Annotated in this window: 23 protein-coding genes and 2 pseudogenes; 12 read left to right on the forward strand and 13 right to left on the reverse strand. The window is 48.8% G+C overall.

From position 1 onward, the window contains the following. Nucleotides 1-182: 182 nt before the first annotated feature. The 7 genes and pseudogenes from Q0V21_RS14990 to Q0V21_RS15020 all read right to left on the reverse strand — a co-directional run bounded on the left by Q0V21_RS14990 (nucleotide 183) and on the right by Q0V21_RS15020 (nucleotide 7,735). Nucleotides 183-689, reverse strand: a complete 507-nt coding sequence (locus tag Q0V21_RS14990) for a hypothetical protein (protein WP_301879562.1) — start codon at nucleotides 687-689, stop codon at nucleotides 183-185. Between the two features lie 156 nt (nucleotides 690-845). Then, nucleotides 846-1,277, reverse strand: a pseudogene (locus Q0V21_RS14995) (tyrosine-type recombinase/integrase). Between the two features lie 32 nt (nucleotides 1,278-1,309). Beyond that, nucleotides 1,310-1,618: a phage integrase N-terminal SAM-like domain-containing protein gene (locus tag Q0V21_RS15000; protein ID WP_301879563.1), complete on the reverse strand. Its 309-nt coding sequence runs from the start codon at nucleotides 1,616-1,618 to the stop codon at nucleotides 1,310-1,312. A 216-nt stretch (nucleotides 1,619-1,834) separates the two neighbouring features. After that, entirely contained in the window at nucleotides 1,835-2,146 is a 312-nt protein-coding gene (locus Q0V21_RS15005; RefSeq protein ID WP_301879564.1) for a hypothetical protein, read from the reverse strand. Continuing rightward, nucleotides 2,085-4,127 (reverse strand): B12-binding domain-containing radical SAM protein, encoded by a 2,043-nt coding sequence (locus Q0V21_RS15010; RefSeq protein ID WP_301879565.1) that lies wholly within the window; start codon nucleotides 4,125-4,127, stop codon nucleotides 2,085-2,087. Before Q0V21_RS15010 ends, Q0V21_RS15005 begins: the two co-directional genes overlap by 62 nt. Nucleotides 4,128-4,669: 542 nt before the next feature. Next, entirely contained in the window at nucleotides 4,670-6,550 is a 1,881-nt protein-coding gene (gene recQ, locus Q0V21_RS15015) for a DNA helicase RecQ (RefSeq protein WP_301879566.1), read from the reverse strand. Nucleotides 6,551-6,892: 342 nt separating this feature from the next. After that, nucleotides 6,893-7,735, reverse strand: coding sequence for an Rpn family recombination-promoting nuclease/putative transposase (locus tag Q0V21_RS15020; protein WP_301879567.1), 843 nt, complete (start codon nucleotides 7,733-7,735; stop codon nucleotides 6,893-6,895). A 331-nt stretch (nucleotides 7,736-8,066) separates the two neighbouring features. On the opposite strand from Q0V21_RS15020, the gene Q0V21_RS15025 reads away from it, so the two are divergent. Next, nucleotides 8,067-8,588: a DUF5412 family protein gene (locus Q0V21_RS15025; protein WP_301879568.1), complete on the forward strand. Its 522-nt coding sequence runs from the start codon at nucleotides 8,067-8,069 to the stop codon at nucleotides 8,586-8,588. Between the two features lie 610 nt (nucleotides 8,589-9,198). On the opposite strand, the gene Q0V21_RS15030 is transcribed toward Q0V21_RS15025, so the two are convergent. The 5 genes from Q0V21_RS15030 to Q0V21_RS15050 all read right to left on the reverse strand — a co-directional run bounded on the left by Q0V21_RS15030 (nucleotide 9,199) and on the right by Q0V21_RS15050 (nucleotide 14,506). Continuing rightward, on the reverse strand, nucleotides 9,199-10,329 hold the full coding sequence (locus Q0V21_RS15030) for a glycosyltransferase family 2 protein (RefSeq protein WP_301879569.1): 1,131 nt from the start codon (nucleotides 10,327-10,329) through the stop codon (nucleotides 9,199-9,201). 171 nt (nucleotides 10,330-10,500) lie between these two features. After that, the gene (locus Q0V21_RS15035; RefSeq protein ID WP_301879570.1) at nucleotides 10,501-11,247 is read right to left on the reverse strand and encodes a class I SAM-dependent methyltransferase; all 747 of its coding nucleotides are present in this window, start codon (nucleotides 11,245-11,247) and stop codon (nucleotides 10,501-10,503) included. After that, nucleotides 11,234-12,784 carry a nucleotide sugar dehydrogenase gene (locus tag Q0V21_RS15040; RefSeq protein WP_301879786.1) on the reverse strand — a complete coding sequence of 517 codons (1,551 nt, stop codon included), beginning with the start codon at nucleotides 12,782-12,784 and terminating at the stop codon, nucleotides 11,234-11,236. Before Q0V21_RS15040 ends, Q0V21_RS15035 begins: the two co-directional genes overlap by 14 nt. Nucleotides 12,785-12,809: 25 nt before the next feature. Beyond that, nucleotides 12,810-13,799 (reverse strand): polysaccharide biosynthesis protein, encoded by a 990-nt coding sequence (locus Q0V21_RS15045; protein ID WP_301879571.1) that lies wholly within the window; start codon nucleotides 13,797-13,799, stop codon nucleotides 12,810-12,812. 17 nt (nucleotides 13,800-13,816) lie between these two features. Next, a complete protein-coding gene (locus Q0V21_RS15050; protein WP_285075076.1) occupies nucleotides 13,817-14,506 on the reverse strand; it encodes a glycosyltransferase in 690 nt (229 codons plus the stop codon). A gap of 356 nt (nucleotides 14,507-14,862) precedes the next feature. Here Q0V21_RS15050 and Q0V21_RS15055 point away from each other — a divergent pair, with 356 nt between their 5' ends. Further along, nucleotides 14,863-15,573, forward strand: a complete 711-nt coding sequence (locus Q0V21_RS15055) for a GT-D fold domain-containing glycosyltransferase (protein ID WP_301879572.1) — start codon at nucleotides 14,863-14,865, stop codon at nucleotides 15,571-15,573. Between the two features lie 221 nt (nucleotides 15,574-15,794). On the opposite strand, the gene Q0V21_RS15060 is transcribed toward Q0V21_RS15055, so the two are convergent. Next, nucleotides 15,795-16,211: a hypothetical protein gene (locus Q0V21_RS15060; RefSeq protein ID WP_024629407.1), complete on the reverse strand. Its 417-nt coding sequence runs from the start codon at nucleotides 16,209-16,211 to the stop codon at nucleotides 15,795-15,797. 189 nt (nucleotides 16,212-16,400) lie between these two features. Between Q0V21_RS15060 and Q0V21_RS15065 the strand changes: the two genes are divergently transcribed. The 10 genes and pseudogenes from Q0V21_RS15065 (at nucleotide 16,401) to Q0V21_RS15110 (ending at nucleotide 24,728) form a co-directional block, all read left to right on the forward strand. Next, a complete protein-coding gene (locus Q0V21_RS15065; protein WP_301879573.1) occupies nucleotides 16,401-17,534 on the forward strand; it encodes an RluA family pseudouridine synthase in 1,134 nt (377 codons plus the stop codon). Between the two features lie 109 nt (nucleotides 17,535-17,643). Then, nucleotides 17,644-18,225, forward strand: a complete 582-nt coding sequence (locus Q0V21_RS15070) for an SLOG family protein (RefSeq protein ID WP_029880796.1) — start codon at nucleotides 17,644-17,646, stop codon at nucleotides 18,223-18,225. A gap of 178 nt (nucleotides 18,226-18,403) precedes the next feature. Beyond that, the gene (gene speD, locus Q0V21_RS15075) at nucleotides 18,404-19,219 is read left to right on the forward strand and encodes an adenosylmethionine decarboxylase (protein WP_024629404.1); all 816 of its coding nucleotides are present in this window, start codon (nucleotides 18,404-18,406) and stop codon (nucleotides 19,217-19,219) included. Nucleotides 19,220-19,398: 179 nt separating this feature from the next. Next, the gene (flgB, locus tag Q0V21_RS15080) at nucleotides 19,399-19,809 is read left to right on the forward strand and encodes a flagellar basal body rod protein FlgB (RefSeq protein WP_079351034.1); all 411 of its coding nucleotides are present in this window, start codon (nucleotides 19,399-19,401) and stop codon (nucleotides 19,807-19,809) included. Between the two features lie 217 nt (nucleotides 19,810-20,026). Continuing rightward, a pseudogene (locus tag Q0V21_RS15085) lies at nucleotides 20,027-20,518 on the forward strand (GNAT family N-acetyltransferase); the annotation flags it as partial. Between the two features lie 174 nt (nucleotides 20,519-20,692). Then, nucleotides 20,693-21,121 (forward strand): NUDIX domain-containing protein, encoded by a 429-nt coding sequence (locus Q0V21_RS15090; RefSeq protein ID WP_301879787.1) that lies wholly within the window; start codon nucleotides 20,693-20,695, stop codon nucleotides 21,119-21,121. Between the two features lie 244 nt (nucleotides 21,122-21,365). After that, nucleotides 21,366-21,881, forward strand: coding sequence for a sigma-70 family RNA polymerase sigma factor (locus Q0V21_RS15095; RefSeq protein ID WP_301879574.1), 516 nt, complete (start codon nucleotides 21,366-21,368; stop codon nucleotides 21,879-21,881). After that, nucleotides 21,878-23,212, forward strand: coding sequence for a DUF4179 domain-containing protein (locus Q0V21_RS15100; protein WP_301879575.1), 1,335 nt, complete (start codon nucleotides 21,878-21,880; stop codon nucleotides 23,210-23,212). The genes Q0V21_RS15095 and Q0V21_RS15100 overlap by 4 nt, the downstream gene beginning before the upstream one ends. Nucleotides 23,213-23,314: 102 nt before the next feature. Then, entirely contained in the window at nucleotides 23,315-24,358 is a 1,044-nt protein-coding gene (locus Q0V21_RS15105; RefSeq protein WP_301879576.1) for a S66 family peptidase, read from the forward strand. A gap of 64 nt (nucleotides 24,359-24,422) precedes the next feature. Continuing rightward, the gene (locus tag Q0V21_RS15110; protein WP_079350759.1) at nucleotides 24,423-24,728 is read left to right on the forward strand and encodes a hypothetical protein; all 306 of its coding nucleotides are present in this window, start codon (nucleotides 24,423-24,425) and stop codon (nucleotides 24,726-24,728) included. Nucleotides 24,729-24,960 lie beyond the last annotated feature (232 nt).

The following is a 24,960-nucleotide window of genomic DNA, read 5'->3' on the forward strand; positions in this document are numbered from 1 at the left end:
ATTTTCATGTTTTTCCTGCTTTCGAAGTGTTTCGTATAACATTCCCGTATTCACGACGTCCGACGGAGTCGGATGTGTCCGGTTGCTTCTGCTTCCCTGAAACCCCTCTGCCGGACCGAGGGCGTATGCCCCATGTGTGAATATTATGTTAAGTGGAGTTACGGACCTCTTTGAAATGCTATCTAGGTATTAATTGTCTTTGTATATGTTTTTACTGAATCCCAAAATGCTCCTTTAGACTCTGCTTCTTTACTTTCATCTTTTATCTGTCTCGCAATTATTTCCAATCCATCAAAACATGCATTTTCTTTGTACCAATCAATTAATTCAACTAAAGATACACTTTCTTGCACTTCCTTATCTTTATAAAGAGATACAATTGTTATTGTAAATGCCGGCACTAGAGCATCTGCATTCAAGTAATATATAAAATTCTTACCTGTGTAGTGCTTCATAAGGTATACCTCTATTTCTTTCTCAAGAAAAGAAAACACTTCAATCAATTTATCTGATGATATTCTGTTATTCTTTATAAGTCTATTGAATCCATGGATGTACAAGTAATTATAATTTGCTTCATTTCTGGTTAAAGTAGGGTCATTAGAAAACAAAAAATTTGGAGAAGTTATTATTGAGGTAACCTCTCGATATGCCTTCTGGGCGTATTTATTTAAATAATCTAAAATCAAGTACTTTCCCTCTCTTCACTATTTCACTTAACATCTAATTTATGTACTTCGTAAATACCACACATCCTGTATGATATGTGAACTACGTATATGATAACCTATGGTGTAGTATTTGCGAAGAAGAATTTGGTGAAAAAGGTAGATTTATAGCAACACTCAATCTCCCAGATCCAAACGATCCAGCGGGCTCTGAATTCGTTGAATATTTTTCGTACTAACATGCGTATATCGCTGTGTTGTGCGTCCACTCGTGTGACCAAGCAGCTCCTGGATATAGCGCAGGTCTGTTCAGTTTTCCAACAAATGAGTAGCAAAAGAGTGCCTCAAGACATGAATACTAACCTTTTTCACAATGTCTGCACGTTGTCTGGCTTCTTCAAAAACCTTCTGCACACTCCGCTCCGTAAGATGCCGATCAGAAGAATGCCCTGGAAAGAGCCAACGAGTTGGTCTATATTCAGTGACGTATTTCTGCACCATATCCCACGCTAGACTCGATAGGATCGTTCTCCGATCCTTTTGCCCCTTCCCCTGTCTCACGATGAGTGTTTGTCTTTCAATATCAAGATCGCTGCACCGCAAACGCACAACTTCACTTACACGAAGTCCAGAAGAATAGGTTAGAAACAATATGGCCTTATGTTTAGGGTTTGGGAGATCCCTCGCTCAAATAAACCTAAACAATACGTCTGAATTTTGGAAGTAGTCACATCGGTATCTTTAAGGGGAAAGCTACTCAGAAAACGTTCGACCTGATTACAATATGCTTTAATCGTTTTGCGGCTGTATCCTCGTAACTTTAATGCCTTCTGTAACGGCTCTTTGCTCCATGGATGGTTTGCCTTACTAGCTTTCCATTGCTGTAAATTCTCATTTTCAACCCACAACTCTGGGGTAATCAGAACGACATCAGGATCAAATTGATTCATGAACTCCGGAAGAGCAGCTATGGTTTATGGGATGATCCACACTTATTGTTTGGCTTCCCACGTTCTGCCATTAATCCGACGAATCCGCTCAATATATGCAGGGTTATATGGGATATGAAGTAGCATATTTATTCATAGGAAACTCTCCTTCGTTTGGATAGGTTATGTTTTTGACCCAAATTCGGAAAAACAAAAAGGAGGGCCCTTCTTCATCCACTAGGGAATCAGACGACCTTCCGATGCTTTCGGAACATATATGTTTTGATAAAAGGTGAAGCGGAGCGCGGCTTGTGCAGTGGCAAGCCGCGTAAGGGTGAGGTGCTGCGCCCAATCGGGCAGCACCTCACGGGATTGCACCGCGGCCATAACCGCGGTGCTCAACGTTGTAGCACCAGAACGGCAAAGCCATGGTGCTTCCCCCACTGCATGCAGCCATCGGCCATGCAGCTCCCCAATGCCGCTGCATCTACATGGCAGCGGCTTCTTCTCCCAGCGGCAGCGTGTAATACTGCGCCTGCTGCCCTTCATGCTGCTGGTACACAACGACCAGCAGCGTCCGGCCTTTCGCGGCGAGCGGGCTGGCGCCAGCTAGCACACGCTCAAGCCGGAACGGAAGCACATCCAATACGGTGTGCTTCTGCAGTTCCTTTTCGCCGAGTCCAAGGTCGGCGAAAGCACGGGCACCCATGACCGTCTGTGCGGTCATGGCCGAGGTCATCGGCAACGCACGCGAAGCGTTGCCGCCTTCCCCGTCCGCCGCTCCATCCACGGCGGACCCAACAGCGTCGCCCGCAGCGAGCGACGCTGCACCCCCAGATTCGCTGCCGATCACACCCGCCGCATCTGCGGCAGAGTCTTCCCCGGCAGCAGCCGAACTTGCCCCAGCGGCACTCACACTTGTGCCGATGCTTTCCAGCCATGCCGTGCCTGTGGCACCGGCAATGCGCGGCAGGCGAACGTCTTCCGGACGCTCAGCCAGCGTTTTCATATAACCTGCCCACTGGTCTTTCTGGAGCGGATCTTCCCACCAGATTTTGCGCGGTTTGTATTTGTGTCCGAGGAAATAGTCCAGCTTCATCAGGCCGAGCACGATATCCATATGCGGCGTGTTGCGCGACTCCAGGAAGCTATGCAGACGAGTGAACAGATCCTCCAGCTGGTGACCGATCTTCTGCCAGCCCTGGCCCTCCCAGTAATCCCCGAATGCCTGGAAGAAATCAAACGGCGAGTCAAATTCCTGCTCCATCAGATACTTCAGCGTATGATCCATCCGGTGTGCGTTCCAGTATTTCTCCAGTACATCCTCCAGCCGCTTCAAGCGTACGATGTCGCTGAACGGCAGCACATCGCTGCCCAGAATCTCATACGGCGCGTGATCCATGTAGGTGTAATTGTACTTCTCCGCATCCAGACGCAGACCCGTACCGCGCAGCATTTTGAGGAATCCGAGCTGAAGCTCTTCCGGCCCCAGGGCAAATACATCGTTAAACGTCTTGCGGAACGTGTTGTAATCTTCCTCCGGCAGTCCGGCGATGAGATCCAGATGCTGGTCGATTTTGCCACTAGCTTTCACTTTGTTCACGGTACGACTCAGCTTCGAGAAGTTCTGGCGGCGTTTCACCAGTTCATTGGTTGGATCATTCGTAGACTGCACCCCAATCTCGAACCGGAATGTACCCGGAGGCGCATTCTCTGCCAGATAGTCCAGTACCTCGGGACGCATGATGTCCGCTGTAATTTCAAACTGGAACACCGTTCCCTGATGATTCTCGATCAGGAACTTGAACATTTCGAGCGCATAGTCCCGCTTGATGTTGAACGTCCGGTCCACGAACTTAATCAGCTTCGCACCCTTCTCGATCAGGTACAGTATGTCCGACTTCGTCCGCTCAATATCGTAATACCGCACGCCAACCTCAATACTGGACAGACAGAACTGACAACTGAACGGACAGCCCCGGCTAGTTTCAAAATAAACAACGCGTTTCCCGAGATCCGGGATATCCTCTTCAAAACGGTGCGGAGACGGCAAATCGTTCAGATCTGCTTTCGGCCGTCCTGGCATGAGAATGACCTCTTCCCCTTTGCGATACGCCAGTCCATACACAAAATGAAACTTCTTGTCCCCCTCCAGCTCCGTCAAAAGCTGATGCAGCGTCTCTTCCCCTTCACCCATTACGATGAAATCGACATTGGGAATTCGGTTCATCCAATACTCCGTGTCGTAGGACACTTCCGGCCCACCCAGCAGAATTTTGACATCAGGCATAACCTTTTTCAAAATATCAATGACCTTGATCGTCTCTTCAATGTTCCAGATGTAACACGAGAACCCGATCATGTCAGCGCCGCGCTGATACAGATCAGACACAATATTCATGACCGGGTCCTTGATCGTATACTCGGCCAGCTCAATATCAAAATCCTTCTCACTGTACGCCTTCAGACACCGCAAGGCCAAGGAGGTATGGATATACTTTGCATTTAATGTAGAAAGAATAACCTTCATGGTTCACAACCTTTGCCTGGACTTCCAGACCATATTTTTTGGTAAAAAGGAAAGCTGCACAGCCATCCTTCCCCGGATGCTGTTCATACAAACCTCTCTAATGATAGCCATTCCACTTCTCATGGACATATCAAGGTTTTGTCTTTCAAAGAGTGGACACTCTTTTCAAAAAGACATATACATCCCGCCAAACCCAAAACACAATATACAGTATCGGATTCGCACAATCAAACTACATGTTGTATACGCTACTGTTTGCCATATCTAATACCAATGTCCACCCTTTGGAAGACAATCCGCCTTCTTTTGTCCACCCTACAGAGACAATATATCCAAATGTACCTTGTAAAAGGCCTCATTCGTTTCCCATCTGTGGTAAGTCTCAATCGCGTTGTATTCACTATCCACTATATACAAAACACTGATACCGAACGATTCCCTATATTCATGGACGAACCATTCCTAAATCTAAATACATATATCTCATCTATTTGAACCCTTGAACTTGAACTTTACACAAACGAAAGCATACATCCATCAACTCACTCATACTCGTAAAACGCATCGTCATCCGTATCCACGTCTTCGCCCGTTTGCTTCTGGAAAAACTCCAGGAACGGCAGTCCGTACTTGCGGTACTTCACCTCACCGACCCCTTTGATATCCAGCATGTCACGTTCTGTCTGTGGACATACCACACTCATCTCGCGCAAGGTCGCGTCATTGAAAATAATGTACGACGGCACATGCTCTTTCGCCGCCAAATCACGACGGATCAGACGCAGCTGCTCAAAGACCGTCTCGTTAACTGCAGATGGCATCGCATTGCGTCCGCGACGTCCGCCATAGTTTGTACCCAAAGCCGTCGCCGCTGTCTTGCGTACCACACGCTGCATCACTTCACGTTGGCCTTTCAGCACTTCCACAGCCAGTGGCTGCAAACGAACGACCGGATACTGTCCCTCGGACAGCATCAGATAGCCTTCCGATACCATGACGTTGATGATCTCCGCGATCTCACGTTCCGTACGATTGCCCATTACGCCATAGGTTGGCAGGGAGTTGAAGCCGTAATCGAGCACTTTTTTGGCACGGGAGCCTTTGAGCACCGAAGCGACCAGCGATACACCATACCGTTCACGCATGCGGTGAATGCAGCTGAATATTTTCTGCGCATCAATCGTCATATCCACCAGCTCGCGGTCGTCCGTACATGAACTGCAAATGCCGCACGGCTTGTCCTCATGCACCTCACCGAAATAATCCAGCTGCGCACTACGCAGGCAGCGCGTCGTGTAACAATAATCTACCATCTGCTGCAGCTTCCTGTAATCGTTCTGCTTGCGGTCGCCCTCCATCGGGTTCTGCTCAATCAGAAACTTCTGAGTAATAATGTCCTGTGCTCCGAATAACAAAATGCACTGGCTCGGCTCTCCGTCCCGTCCCGCACGCCCGGCTTCCTGAACGTATGCCTCCATGTTCTTCGGCATGCTGTTATGAATAACATAACGTACGTTGGATTTATCAATCCCCATCCCGAAGGCATTCGTAGCTACCATTACCCGGATATCATCGTACAAAAAAGCTTCCTGGCTCTGGGCCCGTTCATCGTCCGTCATCCCGGCATGGTAACGTCCTGCTGGCAATCCCGCCTGCAACAAACGCTGATGCAGATCGTCCACGTCCTTACGGGTCGCGGCGTATACAATCCCCGGCTCACTCGCATGCTCGCGCGCGTAATTCAGGACAAAGTCCTTTTTGCTCTCGCCGCGCAGCACGCTGAACGCCAGATTATCCCGCCCAAGTCCAGTCACATACGTCTGCGGGTCCTGCAAACGCAGCAGCCGCAGAATATCGCCCATGACCTCGGGCGTCGCCGTTGCCGTAAAGGCCGCAACCACTGGCCGCTCCGGCAAACTGTCCACAAACGGTGCTACCGCCAGGTAGCTTGTCCGAAAATCATGTCCCCACTGTGACACACAGTGAGCCTCATCCACAGCAACGCATGAGATTGGCAGATAGCCCATCTCCTCGCGGAACCAGTCCAGCTCCAATCGCTCAGGCGCGACATAGAGCAACTTCAGCTCACCGCGCTGCGCCGCGCGGATGCGATCATTCACTTCTTTGCCGCTGAGCGTACTATTAATATAAGTGGCTGCAATACCAGCGGTCGTCAACGCATCGACCTGGTCCTTCATAAGCGATATCAATGGAGAGACGACCAGAGTCAGACCCGAATATAACAAAGCGGGGATCTGATAACAGATCGATTTTCCGCCCCCGGTTGGCATAATGCCCAGTGTATCTTCACGTTCGAGCAGGCTGGCTACGATCTTTTTTTGTCCCTCACGGAAGTCGGGGTAACCATAATATTTTTGCAGGAGACCCTGCGCTTCTTCTAATGTAGGTGTTTGCACACTCATGTAAAGACTCCTTACTTATCACCGGTGTTCTTCCACCAGCTTGGTCCGATCCGATTCTGACATCCGAAAGCGGCTTATACCGCATCCTTGACAACAAAATGGCGTTCTCATGACTTGTCCGTCAAGCAAACGCCGCTCCCTTTAGTTTAACGGCCCAGACCCGAATGAGCAACCGCGTTTTAATGTAAAATGCTCTTTGGCAGATGTGTAACAGCGGTATCACCTTCTCTATCGGAAAGATTGCAAGAAGAATCAGGTGTGATCGAACATTCTAGTAAAATAAAAAAACAACCGCCTGCCCTTTTGGGGACAAGACGATTGTTTGAATTTAGAGTGCATTTGCTAGTCTTTCAACGCCTCAACTTCAGACTCTGTTAGACCACTTGTTTTAGCAATGACTGAAACTTCGATGCCAAATGAAAGCATATTTTTTGCTATTTCGATCGCTTTTCTTTTTTCACCTTCCGCTAATCCCTTCTCCGTAGCCCACTCAATCATTGAGGCTTCATCGTGCAAATACTTCTGCCGTTCTTCATACAAGCGACGCGCCTCACGATCCTGACTCAGAAACTCCAGCGTATCCATCGCTTTTTTCAATGTAGGTTCATTCATTTGCAGCACCTCCCAATTGGATTTGTCAGCACCTTTCAGGAACAAAAGCCAGTTGATCAGACCACCTTCCATCGGAACGGATTGATCATCCAGCTTAGACAACTCCATAAAATGAACTTCGAGATCATCACTCAATTCAAGTCCAGTATGGTCTTCCCTCAGATGAAATACATTATGATAGCGCTTATTTGTGATAAATGAGTAATTTAGAATATTAATCGTCACACACTTTTTCAGTTCCTTGTACGTTTGGCCTTCCTGCAACTGACTGGAATAACGCTTGCTCCAATAGTATAGGGTCCGTTTTTCAATATCGTATTTATTAAACAACTGCATTTCAATGTTGATCAATTTACCTTCAGCTGTTTTCGCCCAAATATCAAATATGGACTGTTTATCCAGCGGAGCATCTTTATCGGTATACGGATTAAGGAGTACAATCTCCGTCAGCGGCTGTTCCCCCGATTCTGCAAACGTTCGGTTCAAGAAGACCAGCAGCACATCTTTATTTTCTTCACTGCCAAAAATACGCTTGAAAACAAAATCGTTTCGAGGATCGAGTAAATCAGACATCTGACCATCAACTCCGTTTCTTACTATTATACCATGCTTGGTGTGCTTAATTGCAGCATCAACCACCTTTATGTAAGTTAAACATTCCACGTAAAACTACTCAATCATGCGGCTTCTTCAATACCTGAGTTTGTTAACAAAGTCTTTGTCCTCATTCTAACTTTATCCTCTATTGATTAAGGGTTATTTTAACTTATTTGTTATTAATTAATACACATAATGTGTTACCATCGATTAACGAATTACTTACAGAAAAGATATTTACATACCTACATATCCATTTTCCACATCTCGTTCGAACCCACTGCCTTTAAAGGAGGCCCGTTTTAGTATGGAACAACATGCACTTACTAGTGATTCTTCAAACGTTTCGAAACGCAAGCCTTGGATACGTCGACATCCGATACTCACTGCATTTTCCTTTTTGATTCTGTCGATGGTTGCCGCCGTGTTCCTGTATTTCATGCTTCGCCCTTACTACTCCACGTTTGATCGCTCAGAACAAGGGGAACTCGCCTACACGATGCCATCGCCAAATGGAGAGTATGTCGCCGAGATGTACGGTGTGCCTTACGGTGGTGCGGCTGGTGGAGTCACAATCTGGGTAGATGTGAAGAAGATCGTTGCCTCGGACATGTTCATAGTAAAAACCATATACCGTGCCAAATATCACGGGGCCAACCACCTTGAATGGAAAAATGAAAATACGCTCCGGATCGAAAACCGGAACGAGTACAGCGATGATAGCATTACGCTGAACATTGATGATGAAATCTATGACAGCTGGGGCTGGGCATGCCGAAGCCTGCGCATGAAGGATCAGTACGTGCGGTGCCTGGCACCCGAAAAGTAGAACAGCACCACAAGAATCCCGGCTTGCCAACTCTCGTGGTAAGCCGGGATTCCCTTGTTTCCTATATTACTTCACATCTACTGGCGATTTAGGGCTTCATGTTGCTTCCTTTACCTCAATGTCCAAGTAGTAAACACTTTTCACTGGCCAAACTACGATCTTTTTATTTTATGAAAAATAGTACTCCACCACAGGAGGAGATAAGAGAGTTCAAAAGGCGTTAGCATGCATGCCCTTATTCTAAGGAACCTAGGACGTCTTATTTGGACCTGAAGCAGTCCTTTTCAATTGTAAGGAACACCAGACACGTTATTTCCTAAAATCACATTAAAAAAGCTAAAAATATGCCTAAATTTCCGAAATAACGTGTGTCAGGTTCCTTAGCCTGCTGCAGGTGCTTCAACCCCCTGAATAAGACGTCTCATGTTCGTTAGCGCTCCATCTTCTGCTCACTCACCTGCTCCAGATACGTCAGGTCCGCTCCAGCGTTAAGACCTAGGTTTGAAGGTATGCTAGCTGCCTCTTTTTAAACTCCGAGTATTATCTCTATATCTATATCTATATCTATATTTATATTTCTTTCCTCTCTCTTCTCTCCCACTGTCTCCTCCTACTCGCGAGGTGGCACATCTCCGCGCTCTTCCAGGCCCCTGTTCCCCTTACTCAACACCGCTTCAATCTTCTGCAGATTGGCGAGCAGGCCGGGGTCATTCGGCAGATATTCCCTAGCTTTGCCATTATGCAGGAGCGCCTGCTCCCAGTTTCCCATGTGAGCGTAACAAAGAGAGAGCCGGGCGTGGGGCAGCCAGGTGCGACATGCGGCAGGCACAGGACGCAGACCCGGATCACGGCTGCTGACATCCAGCGCTTGCATATACCAGTAGATGGCGGAGACCAGCTCCTGCCGCTCCTGGAAACAGGCAGCGATGGCACAGCAGAAGTCGGCATGCGGCAGATCGAATTGAAAGGATTGCAGCAGCGCGCCCAGCTTCCTCCCCGGCTCGCCAAGCCGCTCATAACATTCCGCCAGCCGCGCGCAGGCAATGAGCCGATCCTCGAAATAACCGCGCGGCTCCAGCAGCAGCTTCGCGTAAGCCCGGACCGCCGCCGCATAACGCTGGCGGTCGAAGCATTCGCCTGCATAATAGAACAGCAGGCGTCCCTGGGCTACGCCCTCTTCGGCGATCCATTTGCGCAGAATGCGCACGTTTCGCGCCGAATGATGGCCCGCTTCGCGGCGGTGCGTGACGGCAATGTCTGCCGTGATGACCCCGCCCTGCGGGAAGTGCAACTGCTCGTGCAGCCGGCCATGCCAGCGGCACCCCGCCTCCCGCTTGACGAGGCGCAACCGTCGGTCCGTCACAAGCGGACTTCCCTCCGGCCCCTCGGCCAGCGTATAGCTCAACATCACAGCCGCCGTCTCACCGCCGGACGGCAGCTGCTGCTTCAGCATCTCTAGCTTCGCCCGATCAGCTGGAAGCAGCACATCATCCGCGTCCAGCCACAGGATATACTCCTGCGTAGCCTGGTCGAATGAATAATTCCGCGCGGCGGCAAAATCGTCCTTCCACTCATACGTGTAGACACGGTCGGTATACTGCGCGGCGATCTCGATCGTACGGTCGGATGACCCGGTATCTACAATAACAATTTCGTCCGCGATTCCGGCGACCGAGTCGAGACAGCGCGCAAGCGTGCGTTGTTCGTTCTTCACAATCATACACAGACTGATGGTGATCACGGTTTAAGCCCCTTCCTGTCTTGCGCGTATTGCTACAGTTGTGTGACTGCCTTACTCTTTTCTACGTACTTGTCACTTGCCTACTTGGCTTCCTTCCTGTCTTCCTGCCTGCCTTCTGGCCTTACCCTGACCCTTCACCCTCAAGCTTCAACTTCATCCAGCAACCATCTACTACCCTTCCCCAGTCTCCTGACGACGCAGACGTTTAACCTGCTCCACCGCATTGTCCAGAGCTTTCTTGCGCTGATTCATAAGGCGAAGATGATTCTTCTCCACCTCGGCAAAATGTACATGATCCAGCTCCATCCATTCCGTCAGTTGGTTCAGGGTTGGTGACATATACAGCTGCGTTTTCCGCCGCTTGCGTGCCACGCAACATAGATATTTATGATGAACTTCCAGCTTCAATACTTCAAAATACGGCAGCAGGCACATCGCCAGATTCCCGGCATAGAACGTCTGCTTGTGATCGTAAAAGGGATGGTAACCATACGGCACTGTCACAACCAGGGTTCCCTCCTCGTGCAGCAGTCGGTGAATTTGCAGCAATAACGTCTCCGGATGGGCAAAATGCTCCAGCACCTCGCCGAGCAGTACCGTATCAAAGGTGGTTCTGGCTTTCCATTGCGTAATATCCAGTAAGCGAAAATCCACATTGTTCCGCACGGGTCTGGACTCCTTCTCCAGTTCCGCTCGCGCGTATTGTATACTCTCTTCTTCCAGATCAATTCCGGTCACCCGAAAACCTTCCCGCGCCAGCAAAATGGAAGTGACTCCCTGGCTGCACCCAACATCCAGTATGCGCTTGCCTGTCGCTTCCCGGCACATCCAGTGAACACGTGTACGTGTAGCTTCGTGTGATTCCTCTGAATTGATCTCGCCATAATAACGCTCGTTTACTCGATCATGATTCGCCATGGCTGCCTCCAGAATTTTCGTGTGAGTGTTTCAGGTGAGGTGCACGGTCTGCCTCGATCTGGCCTGTCAGTCCCTGCTCATCCCCATCCACTGTCTGATCCACTCGCATGTTCTCATGAACTTGCATGTCATGTACTTCATTCACGCCTTGCACCACATTCACATCCGGCCGAATCGGCTGGCCGATCACCACAATGTTTCCACCCACACAGCCTGCGGTTGCGTTACGTGTATCAAAGACCAGCTTCGCGTGGTCCGCCATCTCCTGATAATTGAAGCCCGTATGATCCGTCGTAATCATCACCAGATCAGCCCCCGCCCACAATGCTGGTGATGCTGGTTGAGCATGAGCAGTCGTGCCATCCTCCTTGCGGAAGACAGATACCATCGGATCGGTGAAGACCACATTTGCCCCCGCTGCTTCCAGCAGCCTGAAGACATCCAGCGCTGGAGATTCACGCAGGTCGTCGATATCTTTTTTGTAAGCCATACCCGCCAGCACAATGCGAGCTCCCTGCATCGACGAGCCATTCTGTTCGAGCAGCTCTGCAGCACGCTTCACAACGCGTTCCGGCATTTGCCGATTGGTCGCATCCGCAAGCGTAATGAATTGCAGCTCCGATCCCTGACGGCCAGCGGCCCAGGACAGATAGATCGGGTCAATTGGAATGCAGTGCCCACCAATACCCGGCCCGGGATAGAATGGCATATAGCCAAAAGGCTTGGTCGCCGCTGCGTCCAGCACCTCCCAGATGTTTACGCCCATTTGCTCACAGGCGGGTGTAAATTCGTTCACGAGCGCGATATTCACGCTGCGAAATGTATTTTCGAATAGTTTGGCCGTCTCCGCCACTGTCGTTGAACTAACGGGAACGATTTCGTTCAGGAACGAACCGTAGAATGCTTTTCCATAGGACAGACACGCTGGCGTGGAGCCGCCAATGATCTTCGGTGTATTTTTCACGCCGTAATGCACACTTCCCGGATCTACCCGCTCTGGAGAATAACAGACATGGAACTGCTGCCCTACTTTCCACCCTTTCGCGGCCTCAATTGGCTGAATTACACGCTCCTCGGTGGTGCCGGGATACGTGGTACTCTCCAATATGACAAGGCAGCCTTCCTGAAGATAAGGCGTTATCCCATCCACGGCTGCAGCGATAAATGAAATGTCCGGCTGGTGATCCGCGGTCAAAGGCGTAGGCACACAGATAACAATGATGTCGGCCTGCGCTACTGCGGCGTAATCCATGCCCGCCATGAATAATCCAGCCTGAGCAAGGGATTGTACGGCCTTATCTTCAATGCCGATAATGTAAGAATTTCCGGCATTCAGCTTAGCGACCTTTGCTCCATCGATGTCAATCCCCTGCACCCGATACCCCGCCTGCGCCATTTCGACCGCCATGGGTAAGCCGACATATCCCAGACCGATGACGGCGGCTTTCAGGGAGCGGTTGTTTATGTTTTGAAGCGTGGTACGTTCCTGTGTTTCCTTATTCCCATCCAACTTGCTGCTCTCTTCCATTCCTTCCACCTCCAAACGGTCCGCCTCCCTTCTATTAATCGATAAAGCCGCCTGCACGCAAAAATTGGGCAATTGCGGAACGATTCATCATCGCGCTGTCTGAACGATACTCGGAAAAGGTCACACGAGGTAGACTGCTGTATGGATCTGTCAGGCTCTTGTCCGGTTCCTGTGGCAAAATCACATAATATTGCTCATCATATTTGTAGGTACGCGGTGCCTCGTATGGAGAAATGAGTACCTCATGCAATTTTTCGCCCGGACGAATTCCGGTTAGTTTATAATCGTGAGCCGGACGACCTGCCTGTTCCAGCATGACCGAAGCCATATCCGTCATCTTGCAGGCTTTCATTTTCATTACAAATGTCTCACCACCCACCGCTGCCTCAGCCGCCTTCAGCAACAAATGAATGGCCTCCGTCCGTGTCAGGAAAAAGCGGGTCATGCCTTTGTCCGTAATGGTCGGGCTCTTGCCTTCATCAATCTGACGACGGAACAATGGAACGACACTGCCGCTGGTTCCAAGCACATTGCCCCCGCGAATACACACAAAACGCGTTGACTCGCTCAGCCCATTGGCACGAATCATCATTTTTTCACCCAAGGCCTTGGTCATGCCATAAACGTTAATCGGATCTACCGCCTTGTCGGTGGACACGTCAATGACTTTGGCAACCTGCATGCGAATCGCAGCGCGGATAATGTTCTGCGTACCGATGACGTTGGTCTTGAACGCTTCATCCGGCTGGTCCTCGCATACCGGGACGTGTTTCAGCGCAGCCAGATGGAAGAGAACGTTCACTCCGCGACAGGCCGCCTCCACCGCCCGATCATCCCGAATGTCTCCAATGACAAAACGCAAACGCGGATCATGACCAAAATCCCGCTGCATCGCAACCTGGGCGTATTCATTACGCGACAGAATCCGAATCTCAGCTGGATTCTGCTCCAGCAGTACCTCGGTCAGCTTTTGTCCCCAGGAGCCGGTTCCTCCAGTGATCAGAATCGTTTGTCCTTGAATCATGGTGAATCCCTCCTTGTTCAGATCATGAATTCGCGTAATACCGCAGCCATCTCTTCCCGGTTTAACCGATCTTTTGGCGGTACTTTTTTAATGGAAGTATTGCTGGAATGCACGATGTTCACGTAATTACGCGGAGCCAGCAGCTCATGCGGCAGCTCAATGACATTGCCATGTGTTCCCCGGCCCGGCAGCTTCACCCGGTATCCTGCAGCGTACTCTGCCGTTTTATATAGGTAGACATAGAATTGCGGGGAACGATGAAACGCTGGCGCCATCTCATGATTCACGCTGTCCCACAGGTATCCATTCTGGTTAATGAGTGCCATCGTTCCAGGCTGTGGCTGCACATCATAGAGCTGCTGAACAAACGTCTTGTGATACAGATCATCCGAATCCAGCCGGGCAATATAAATATCTTCTGCTCCCTCGGCAAAAGCCAGAATGGCACGCACACTTTCGATTGTTGTTCCAAAACGTATATTGGAAGGCAGCGGCTCCTGTTCCGCCAGAATCTCTTGCATCAGTTCCCCCGATTCCTTGGACAGCTTCAACACGGCCAGGAAATCCTGATTCGTCTGGGCCTTAAGGCAATGCAGGGTGAACCTACGAAAAATGCCCACTCGCCGCTCCAGCCAATCTCTCGTTAATCGCTGCGGGTCCATTCCGTAATTGTTGAAGTTAATCTCAATAACCACTTTTCTGGACATACCCTTCCTCCTCATTCATTCTGTTATTTCTTTCACTTCAGTCAGACTATTTTCATAGTCTTTTACAGCCCTTTCCACACCAAAAACGGCCTCTGTCTGCCTGAAGATGCCATACAGAAGCTCTATTCAAACAAGCTGACTCTATAACGTATGAAAAAATAATAGAATCGGTCCGGACACTTGCACAGGTTCTTCCATAAATCAGCTTTTACATAAGCCCTTCAGCGCTTACCTCTCCCGGAAGTAGATTGATATACACCCGAAGATGTGCCCTACCGGGTCGAATGCACAATACGTTGTCGAAGCTGCAACATAGAATAGAGCAATTGAATTTTCAAAGGGGGCCTTATACCAAAATGAATGCAGTCTATCTTGAAATGGGTGGTGTGCTGGACCAACTTGAAGCCGCGGTGAGGGAGAAGCGTCCCTTCTCTCTTGTTCGTGTAGGCGATGGGGAGAATATCGTCATGTCTCAGGAAACGGTCTGGAGCACGGAACAGGTTCTGAAGGAGCGATGGGCCATCAAGGCTAATTTGGGGCAAAAAGGACTGCGTCTACCCAATCTGCAGCTCCGGGATGAGGTTGCCGCTTCCTTGCAGCGCGCGGATATCGTAGGCGTTCTTCCACACGGGGACAGTAGCATCAAAGCCCCGGAGCATCTCAAAAGACAGCTGACCGACATCGTGTTCGCGCATTTTGGCATCTCTCCGGCACTCACTTGCCATGCCTGTGTCAATCGGGAACTCGCGCAGGTGCCCCGCTTCTGGAATATGCTGGCTGGCAAGCGTATACTGCTCGTTACCCGGGAGATTGAGCAGCTGCGGGCGATGCTCGTTCAGGAGCCATATCATCTGGATATTACAGCTGCGCTGCCCTTCGACAGCTGGAATCAGATGCAGGAAACACTGCAATGGGTTCAAACGAATCAGGATACCTTCGATGTAGCTCTCTTCTCCTGTGGCGTGAACGCGGTTGTACTTGCGGAGCGGACAGCAGTACTTGCAGGCAAAGTCGCCATTGACTTCGGCAAAGCCAACAACATTATTTTGAAAGGCCGTGCCAACTAGTTAGTAAAAGTGGATATTACAACAAAAATCCCGGACTCCTCAGAGTCGGGATTTTGTTCTGGTTTTTTTCTCTTTTCTCTTTTCACCGTAAGACTTGAGGGTCTTATTAGCGCCAAACGTAAGGGATACCCTATCCTTTTCAGGACTTCATCTGCTGTGGTTAGCAAGTCTGTTCATCATACGATGCCCTATGATAACACTCTTCCTGTTGAACCTTCTGTTCATAGGAACCAATTGGTAGCTGCAATACCATAGAACACCTCAGGTCCAGTCCGTACAGATGTGGACACCCCGGAAATAAACGAGGTATATACACTTTCCAGTGCAGGCGGTGCGGACAGATCCTGTGCAGTGAACGAATGAAATTCAGCGCCACCGCTCTGACCTACCGTTCCTTCGGCACGATAAATCACAAAGAACGGATCGTAAAAACTGCCCCGTACAAGCTCAACAACGAACGTATCCCCCTCTTCTCCGGTAACACCAACCGTGCCATTCAAGGTGATAATGGGGTTTGGGACACCAAGGGTCTGCAGACCAATGGAGCCGAACGCTTCTGGTGATGGGCCCAGAGACAAACCGGGCTGTCCAACCGTTCCCGAGTTCATCGAACTTCTCATATCAAGAAACACACCCATGAGTAACACCTCCAATGCTATGGGATACGTTATTCTATGAATCTCGACTCTCTTTGGATTGGATGGGTAACAGATTCTCTCCACCTATTTTTATTTGCCCCCGGTTAGTGGTATATTGGACTGCATAACGAAATGAACGGATCGTATGCACACAAGCGGTACAGGCTGTTCAGAAGGAGATTACTATTTATGAATAAACGCAAACGCCCAACAGGCAATACATCGGCCAAGGGGAAAGCATCTACAGGTTCATCCACAGCACGGTCCGGGCGGTCCACTTTTACTTCCGCCAAATCATCAGGACCATCCGCATCACGCAATGCAGGAGCGGCGAAAAAGCCAGTAGCTGCCAAGTCCTCCGCAGCTCCTAAGAAAGCCGGAGCATCCAAACCCAAAGCAGCTAAACGCTCGGGCAATTCCTATTATCGTAAGCAGGAACCACCACGCCCGTACAAAGTCACTGAACCGGATGAACTGCTTAACTTTTTGCTGAAACACTTGAAGTCCGGCCGGAATGCGGTCAAATCCATCCTGGGTCGCGGACAGGTATCCGTTGATCAGAAAGTAGTTACCAAGTTTAATCTGGAGCTGACGCCAGGGCAGATCGTAACGATCAGCAGAGAAGGCGCTGTTGCCGCTCCTTCCTTGACAGGCATTAACATTTTGCATGAAGACGATGATATCATTGTCATTCGCAAGGAAGCCGGGCTGCTATCCATTGCCGCTGACAAAAGTGATGATCTTACTGCTTATCGCCAGCTGACCGAGCATGTTCGCCGTACCAACGAGCTGAACCGGATATTTATTGTCCATCGTCTGGACCGCGACACTTCGGGTGTCATGATGTTCGCCAAGAGTGAAGAAGTGCAGCAGAAACTGCAGGACAACTGGAAAGACAACGTACAGGAACGTGTGTATGTTGCCCTTGTAGAAGGTGCCGTTGCGAAGGAAGAAGGAACCATTTCCTCATGGCTGAAAGAAACCAAGACACTCAAAATGTATTCCAGTCCTCGCCCGAATGATGGACAGCATGCGATTACACACTACAAACGTCTGCAGTCGAACCGCGAGTTCTCCCTGTTGGAAGTCCGTCTGGAAACGGGACGCAAAAACCAGATCCGTGTGCATATGGAAGATCTCGGACATCCCATTGCAGGCGACAAAAAATACGGTGCACAAACCAAAACACTTGGACGCCTCGGACTGCATGCACGGGTACTCTCGTTCATCCATCCAACGACAGGCGAGCTAATGCGATTTGAGACCGATATTCCGAAGCAGTTCCTGTATCCATTCCGTGCGGACGCCCCACCAGCGAAATAACGGAATGATTCAGAGAACAGGCATCGGTGGCTCAGATCTCAGCCTATTCAAGACAAGCCCCGGTGCCAGATTTGGCCGATGGCCTAACCACGTCTGAAGGGAGGAACCGATGCTGAACAACTTGCTGATTACCGGTTATCGTGCACATGAACTACAGATTTTTGGACAGAAGCATGAGGGAATTCCTTTCATCAAGAAGGCCATCTCTTCCCGTCTTACACCTCTGGTCGAAGACGGGCTGGAATGGGTACTGACGCCAGGACAATACGGCGTGGACTTATGGGCCTGCGAAGTGGTGCTTGAGCTGAAGAAGACGTTCCCGGATCTGAAGCTGTCAATCATTACTGCTTTTCAGAATCCAGAGGAACAATGGAAGGAAGACAAACAGGAGTATTATCGCTCCATCCTGCAAGGTGTAGACTATTACGGAGCGATTAGTCGTCAGCCGTATATCGGCCCGTGGCAGTTCACTGCACGCGATGACTTGTTGCTGCGCAAAAGCGACGGTCTCCTGCTCGTCTATGACGAAGATGCCGGAGATGGCAGTCCTCGTTTTATCAAGGAAAAAGCGGTCAAAAAGCAGCAGAATGAAGATTACACCATCATTAGTATCACATCAGAGGATATCCAATCGGTCGCCGAAGATGAACGGATGAACGATGTTGGGGATTACGAGGATTCTTCATTCTAAGTGATCAAATGAGTCAACCTCGGATAAGGTACGAATGAATTAGTGATCATTGCACTTTTATGTAGCAGCTTAGTTGTTCAGGAATTCGTACATATGTTTTTTTTGGCGGCAGGTTGGGTATAAGTAGTAGTAAAAACTGCGATTACCATGTCGTATGGGACAAAGGGGAACTGCAACCATGACATTAACGCCAGAACAGCGCATTCAACTGCATGGATTCAACAACCTGACCAAGTCGCTGAGTTTCAATATGTACGATATCTGTTACACGAAAACCAAAGATGAACGCGAAGCTTACATTGAATATATTGATGAACAATATAATGCGGCCCGGCTCAGTAAAATACTGACCAACGTGTCTGACATTATCGGTGCCCATGTGCTGAATGTCGCCCAACAGGACTATGTTCCACAGGGTGCAAGTGTGACAATGCTTGTCTCGGAAGGCCCCATTGTGGAGATTCCCGAAGAATCCTTCGATGAATCCCCCGGTCCCCTGCCCGATAATGTCGTCATGCAGCTCGATAAAAGCCATATTACCGTTCATACGTATCCCGAATTCCACCCGAGTGAAGGCATCAGTACGTTCCGGGCAGACATTGACGTCTCTACCTGCGGTGAAATCTCGCCCCTAAAGGCGCTGAACTATCTGATCCACTCGTTTGATACGGATATTATGACGATGGATTACCGGGTACGGGGGTTTACACGGGATACGAGCGGACGCAAGCTGTTCATTGATCACGAGATTGGTTCGATTCAGAATTATATTCCGGATGAGATCAAGAGCAGCTTCGACATGATTGACGTGAACGTGTATCAGGAGAACATTTTTCACACCAAGTGCAAGTTGAGGGAATTCGACCTCGATAACTATCTGTTTGGTTATACCAAAGATAAACTGAGTAAAGCCGAGCAACAGGAAATTACGGAGTGGCTGAAGCTGGAGATGGATGAGATTTATTATGGCAAAAACATCAATCGTCCTTCTTAATGCCTGATTCGTAAAGACTGATTCATAAGGACTGAACAAGGATAAGATGTCATGAAGGAAGGATTTCTTAACGGAAGCCTCCGGCGTGCGCTTGTCCTTTTCTTTTGCCTAACTTGACAGGCAGTAGCGCAATTTTTTATGATGAAAGCAATTGCATTTCCATTAAGGAGACTGAGCCGTTGATTGAAACGAACACTTCCAGACGCAATGAATCTCTGTTACAAGCGCTGAACGTACAGCACCAAGTTACCACTGAAAATATTGCCAATGCAGACACACCCAATTACAAAAAGAAATCGGTGGAGTTTGAGGAAGAGCTTAGACGTATCATCGAGAATGGCAAAACAGATCAGCTCGATATGAAACGGACTCATGAAAAACACTTTCCGGTTAGTAATCCCAATGCTTCCATCGTTAATTACCAGATTGTCGAGAACAACGAAACATCCATGAATAATAACAACAATAACGTTGACATTGACAAGGAAATGGCGGATCTTTCGGAGAATCAGCTTATGTATAACTACATGGTTGACCGGGTAAGCGGGCATTACAAGAAAATGAAAAATCTGTTGCAGGATATGAAATAATGAATGTGAATGGTAGAGCAGTCCTTTGGCTGCTTTTTGTTTTGTCTAATATTCGGAAAAATCCAGATGATCTATATTAACCGTATTTGGCATCGCTTTTATTTTCCTAATCAGGAGAATCCACTCACCTAAGTTATGTCCTTTTTCGGTATCCTCTTCCTTTCGTAGTATAATGAGATAAAATGATTGATTTCATATCAAATAAAAGAGGTGCAACATGGCTCCACGTCATTTAAATGCTTTTCAAGGCTCCAAAGTCCGACTGGCCGCTCCTTGCCCGGAAGACTGCATGCGGCTCAGCCGCTTCACTGACAGTTATGATTACTTGCGTAATCTGGATACCGATATTGCTGTTCCACTAACGCCTGATGAGACAGGGTCATCCGCAGTTCGGAGAGACAACGGCTTTGAATTTGCGCTGCGTACACTGGAGGACAATCGTTTCATTGGATTTACGGCGCTCTACCGAATGGAGTGGAATAACCGTTCTGCACGACTGGCCATTGGTATTGGTGATGACAAAGATCGTGGTCAAGGCTACGGCAGTGATGCTCTTGCCCTGATTATTCGTTATGGATTCCATGAATTGAATCTGAACCGGATTTCGCTGGAAGTCATTGAATACAATGAAGCTGCGAGACGTGCATATCTCAAAGCCGGATTTCGGGAGGAAGGTCGTCAGCGCTCTGCCGTTCTGCGGGATGGCACGCATTATGATCTGATCTCCATGAGTATCCTTGCGGAAGAATGGTCAACGCAGACCAAGCTTCCGTTGGCGTTTCAGTCCACTCAAGTCCGGGGAGCTGCACAGACGGAAGATCACTCAGACTCACAACTGCTAGCTGCTGAAGAATCTGCGTTGTCCGGTTCACAAGCCAAGCTCATGGCGGATGCTTCTGTTCAACCTCGCATCGGTGTTGGGGCGGTTATCCTCAACGAGCGTAATGAAGTTCTTTTGGTTTGGCGGAATCGTCAGCCTGAACAATACACCTGGAGTATCCCTGGAGGCAAAGTCGATCCTTATGAGTCGCTGGAAACGGCGGTCATTCGAGAAATTAAGGAAGAAGTCGATCTGGATATTGCCATCGAGGGGTTACTCTGCACGGCCGAAACCATTCGTCCGGAACAGGAAGAACATTGGATATCTGTTCTCTATTTCACTCGGGTCATCCACGGTATTGCTCGCAATCTGGAGGAAGACGGTGCCATTGGCGAGATCGGCTGGTTCCCACTGAACGATCTTCCCTCTCCGCTAGCGAGTTTTACCGTGCCTGGACTACAAGCCGTTAAGCAGCTCTATTCCCAAGATTGAATGTGGGAACCGTAATTTAGGATGACGAAACTTCAATAAAATGCATAACAACCGCCGAACTCCTTTTTCTGAGTCAAAGGGGAGCTTGGCGGTTATTTTCGCTTTTCTGCGCAAATTCCTTCTTTTATAGTAGTCTCAGTACATGTATACATAACTTTATTTTCCAAAACCAAGAACCGTTTGGCCCTTTCCACGGTCTAATACGCAACAAGTCGCAACAACATCCATGAAAGGAGGAGCCATTGTGACCCCTGCTCAACTGACTATCGTGGCACAAAAAGGGGATGCCGAGGCTTTTGCAGCCTTAATGGAGATGCATCAGAGCCGACTGTATCGGATCGCTTATGCCTATCTGCACAACGAAGGCGATGCGCTGGAAGCGATACAGGAGACTACCTATAGAGCTTATCGAACGCTCAAGAAACTAAAAGAACCCTCCTATTTCGGCACCTGGCTAATCCGCATTCTGCTGAACTACTGTGCAGACGAACGCAAACGCAAGAGCCGGTTCAGCCACGTTACCGAAATTCATGAACCCAGCAGCTGGGACCGACCCGAAGACCCCGATCTTGCCGCAGCCGTCTCTGCGCTGGATCGGGATTGCAAGCAGATTATTATTCTGAGTTATTTCGAAGGTTTCTCCTTGACAGAGGTCGCTGACATTCTGGAAATTCCTACAGGGACCGTAAAATCCCGACTGCATCGAGCACTCGGACAGCTTCGAAATCAACTTGAAACGAAAGGAGATAAATTATCATGACCGATGAAATGAAATCATTTGAAGCTCTGGAACAGCGTCTGGATGCTCGCAAAACGGAATACGACACTATCCCTGTACCCGACGCCGGAGCAAATCAGGCTGTACAGGCCGGAGTCCGTCAGGCCACGCGCAAGCGCAGATCGAGGTTGCGCTGGTATATGAGTTCCATCTCTGCAGCTGCAATTATCCTCGTGTTTACGGGATGTATCCGCGTCTCTCCCGCTTTTGCGTCCTTTGTAGAGCAGCTACCGGGCATGGAAGGTATCGTCAGCATGATTCGCCAGGATAAAGGATTAATGATGGCCATCGATCAGTCCCTCTTGCAGAAGGTCGGTGTGACCGATGAGCATAATGGAGCTTCTATGACCGTGGACGGCATTATTACAGACGAGTCACGTATGGTTATTTTTTACACACTGAAAGGCATGAAAGATTCCGAGAAAGGGATGTATGACATCGATTTGCTTGATGAGCATGGTAAGAATCTTCCTGTTGGATTTAGTTATTCTTCACCTAAACCTACTTCAGACGAGAATGTGTATGAAAATATGATTGATGTTATCTTTACCGATGAGGCCTCGCCCCCCGATGAGCTGAGTGTCGTAATCAAGGCCAGGGGAGCTAATCCTCATGAGTGGAAAGTTACGTTCCCGGTAGATAAAACGTTAACCAAAGGCATGAAAAAAGTCATTCCCATAAATCAGACGTTAACCGTCGATGGACAACTTATCGATGTGAAGCAGGCCACCCTTTATCCGACCCGTCTCGTGCTTGATGTGAAATTGGATCCAAAGAACACAAAAAAAATCTTTGGACTGGATGATCTTCAATTAGTCGATGAACAAGGCCGTGCATGGAGAACAGACACCACGACAGGTGAGGATGAACGATCCATTTACTTTGAAAGCATGTACTTCTCCATTCCGAAAAAGCTGACTTTACAAGGATCTGGCTTTTCGGGGCTGAATAAAAATGAACTTGATATCGTCGTTGATCTGAATTCACACAAGATTACAGGCGGTCCATCTGGATTAAAGATGCTCGGAAGCAAGGTCGTTGGCAAAGATTTGGTTATCCATTTCTCTGTAGACGGTAGTATGGAAGGCAAGTTCATTCTAGCTTTCGGAGATGTTATGGACAAAGCAGGTAAATCGTATCAGATTCCAGGCTCCAATTGGAGCAGTGGAGATGGAACGGATGACAGACATACGATTATCTCTTCTACTATTCAAAATGGGGCCAAGATGAAAGGGGAAATAAAGATGCATATTTACACCTATCCAATGAAATTTAAATCACCATTTTCAATGGAAATCCCGGTGAATCCTTAATCATTTTCAGAAGTATGCTGTTATAAACGTAATTACTCTTTATAATGGAAACACCAAACATCTACATTAAATCAATATGTCACAGGAAAGGATGTTTCCACAATGAATAACCGTTCCATCCGTTACCCACAACCACTCGCACCGGGAAATACCATTGGGGTGGCGGCGCCATCCAGCGGTGTGGGTGAATCCTTGCATCATTACCTTGAAGAGAGCAGGCACAACATGGAGCGCCTTGGTTTTGGTGTTCAGGAGAGCCCCTTTCTACGGCATAACGCCAAATGTGTAAGTTCATCCAAGGAAGATCGCGCAGCCGAGATCAATGCGTTTTTCCGGAACCCTGAGATTCAGGCAATTATCCCTCCGTGGGGTGGAGAGTTTCTTATGGATATCCTGCCCCTGCTGGATTGGGATGCTTTGAAAACATTGCCGCCCAAATGGGTCATGGGCTATTCAGATATCAGCACCTTTTTATTTGCATACACCCTGATCACCGGAACGGCTTCGGCACATGGTACGAACTACGTGGATCTTAGGTCCAATGAACTCGATCCGGTGACCGCCCGCTGGATTGATGTATTGCAGACTGGACACGGAGGGCAGATCACTCAATTTTCCTCCACCCACTATCAATCGGAATGGAAACCGGAGTTATCCAGGTTTAATCTGGATACCCCATCACACTGGAAACAGCTGGGGCAGCCCCAAGGAGCTGACGCACAGGTTACGTTCTCAGGTCGGTTGATCGGCGGCTGTATGGATACCATCACTTGTCTGATCGGCACACCTTACGCACCAGTTGAGGCGTATCTCGATCAGTACTGTGCAGAAGAAGGAACCATCTGGTATCTGGAAAGCTGTGAAATGAATGCGGGTGATATCTACCGTCATCTGTGGCAGATGAGACAGGCTGGCTGGTTTGCTGGCGTTAAAGGCTTCATGTTCGGCCGACCTGCCGGGTATTCGGATACCGGAGATTTCAATTTCACCGATGCCCTAACCTCAGCGCTGGGGAATATGGATGTTCCCGTACTGTATGATGTGGATCTGGGCCACATCCCGCCACAGTTAACCTTTGTGAATGGCGCACTGGGCAAAGTCGCTTATGAAAATGGGCGCGGAAGCCTTGAGATGGCATTTGTGTAAACACCTTTTGTAGGCAGATGCATACCTTGAAGTAAGAACTTATTTTGAGGAAGGGTTGTGCTTCATGTCTGAATCCACATCCACACCATCCGCATTTGTCGTATACCAAGCCAATCAACCGATGCTCCAATCCGTGCATAGTGTGCGGAATATGCTTCATCATACAGCCCGGCAGCACGTAGGCAAGAAGGTGCAAGTCCAGAATATCGATGGTCAGGTATGGGAAGGTGTCATTATCAGCGCAGATCGGGGTATTCTATATCTCCAGGTTACGCCGATGCATGGATATCCTGAGCCACGTGCCTTGTTTGGACCGACGATTCTGCCACTCGTACTGTATGAGCTGTTAGTCATTACGCTGTTGATGTAATTGTTTTTTTATCGCTATAGAGCCAAATCCAAAAATCTTTGCTCCGGAGGCCCTTGGGTCCGGGAACGAAGATTTTTTTGGTTGGTTTAGGGGTGCTCGGGTCGTCCTTTTGGCTTGAATGTATGCATCAATCTCTGCAATCTGGATGACTTCCTGTCGTTCATGCGGTATGTTTCCTTGCTAACGTGTGAAATATGATACAATGGTGTCGGCACCAAGCCTTATCTCATAT

Source organism: Paenibacillus sp. 11B, assembly GCF_030487755.1.
Taxonomy (GTDB): Bacteria; Bacillota; Bacilli; order Paenibacillales; family Paenibacillaceae; genus Paenibacillus; species Paenibacillus vandeheii.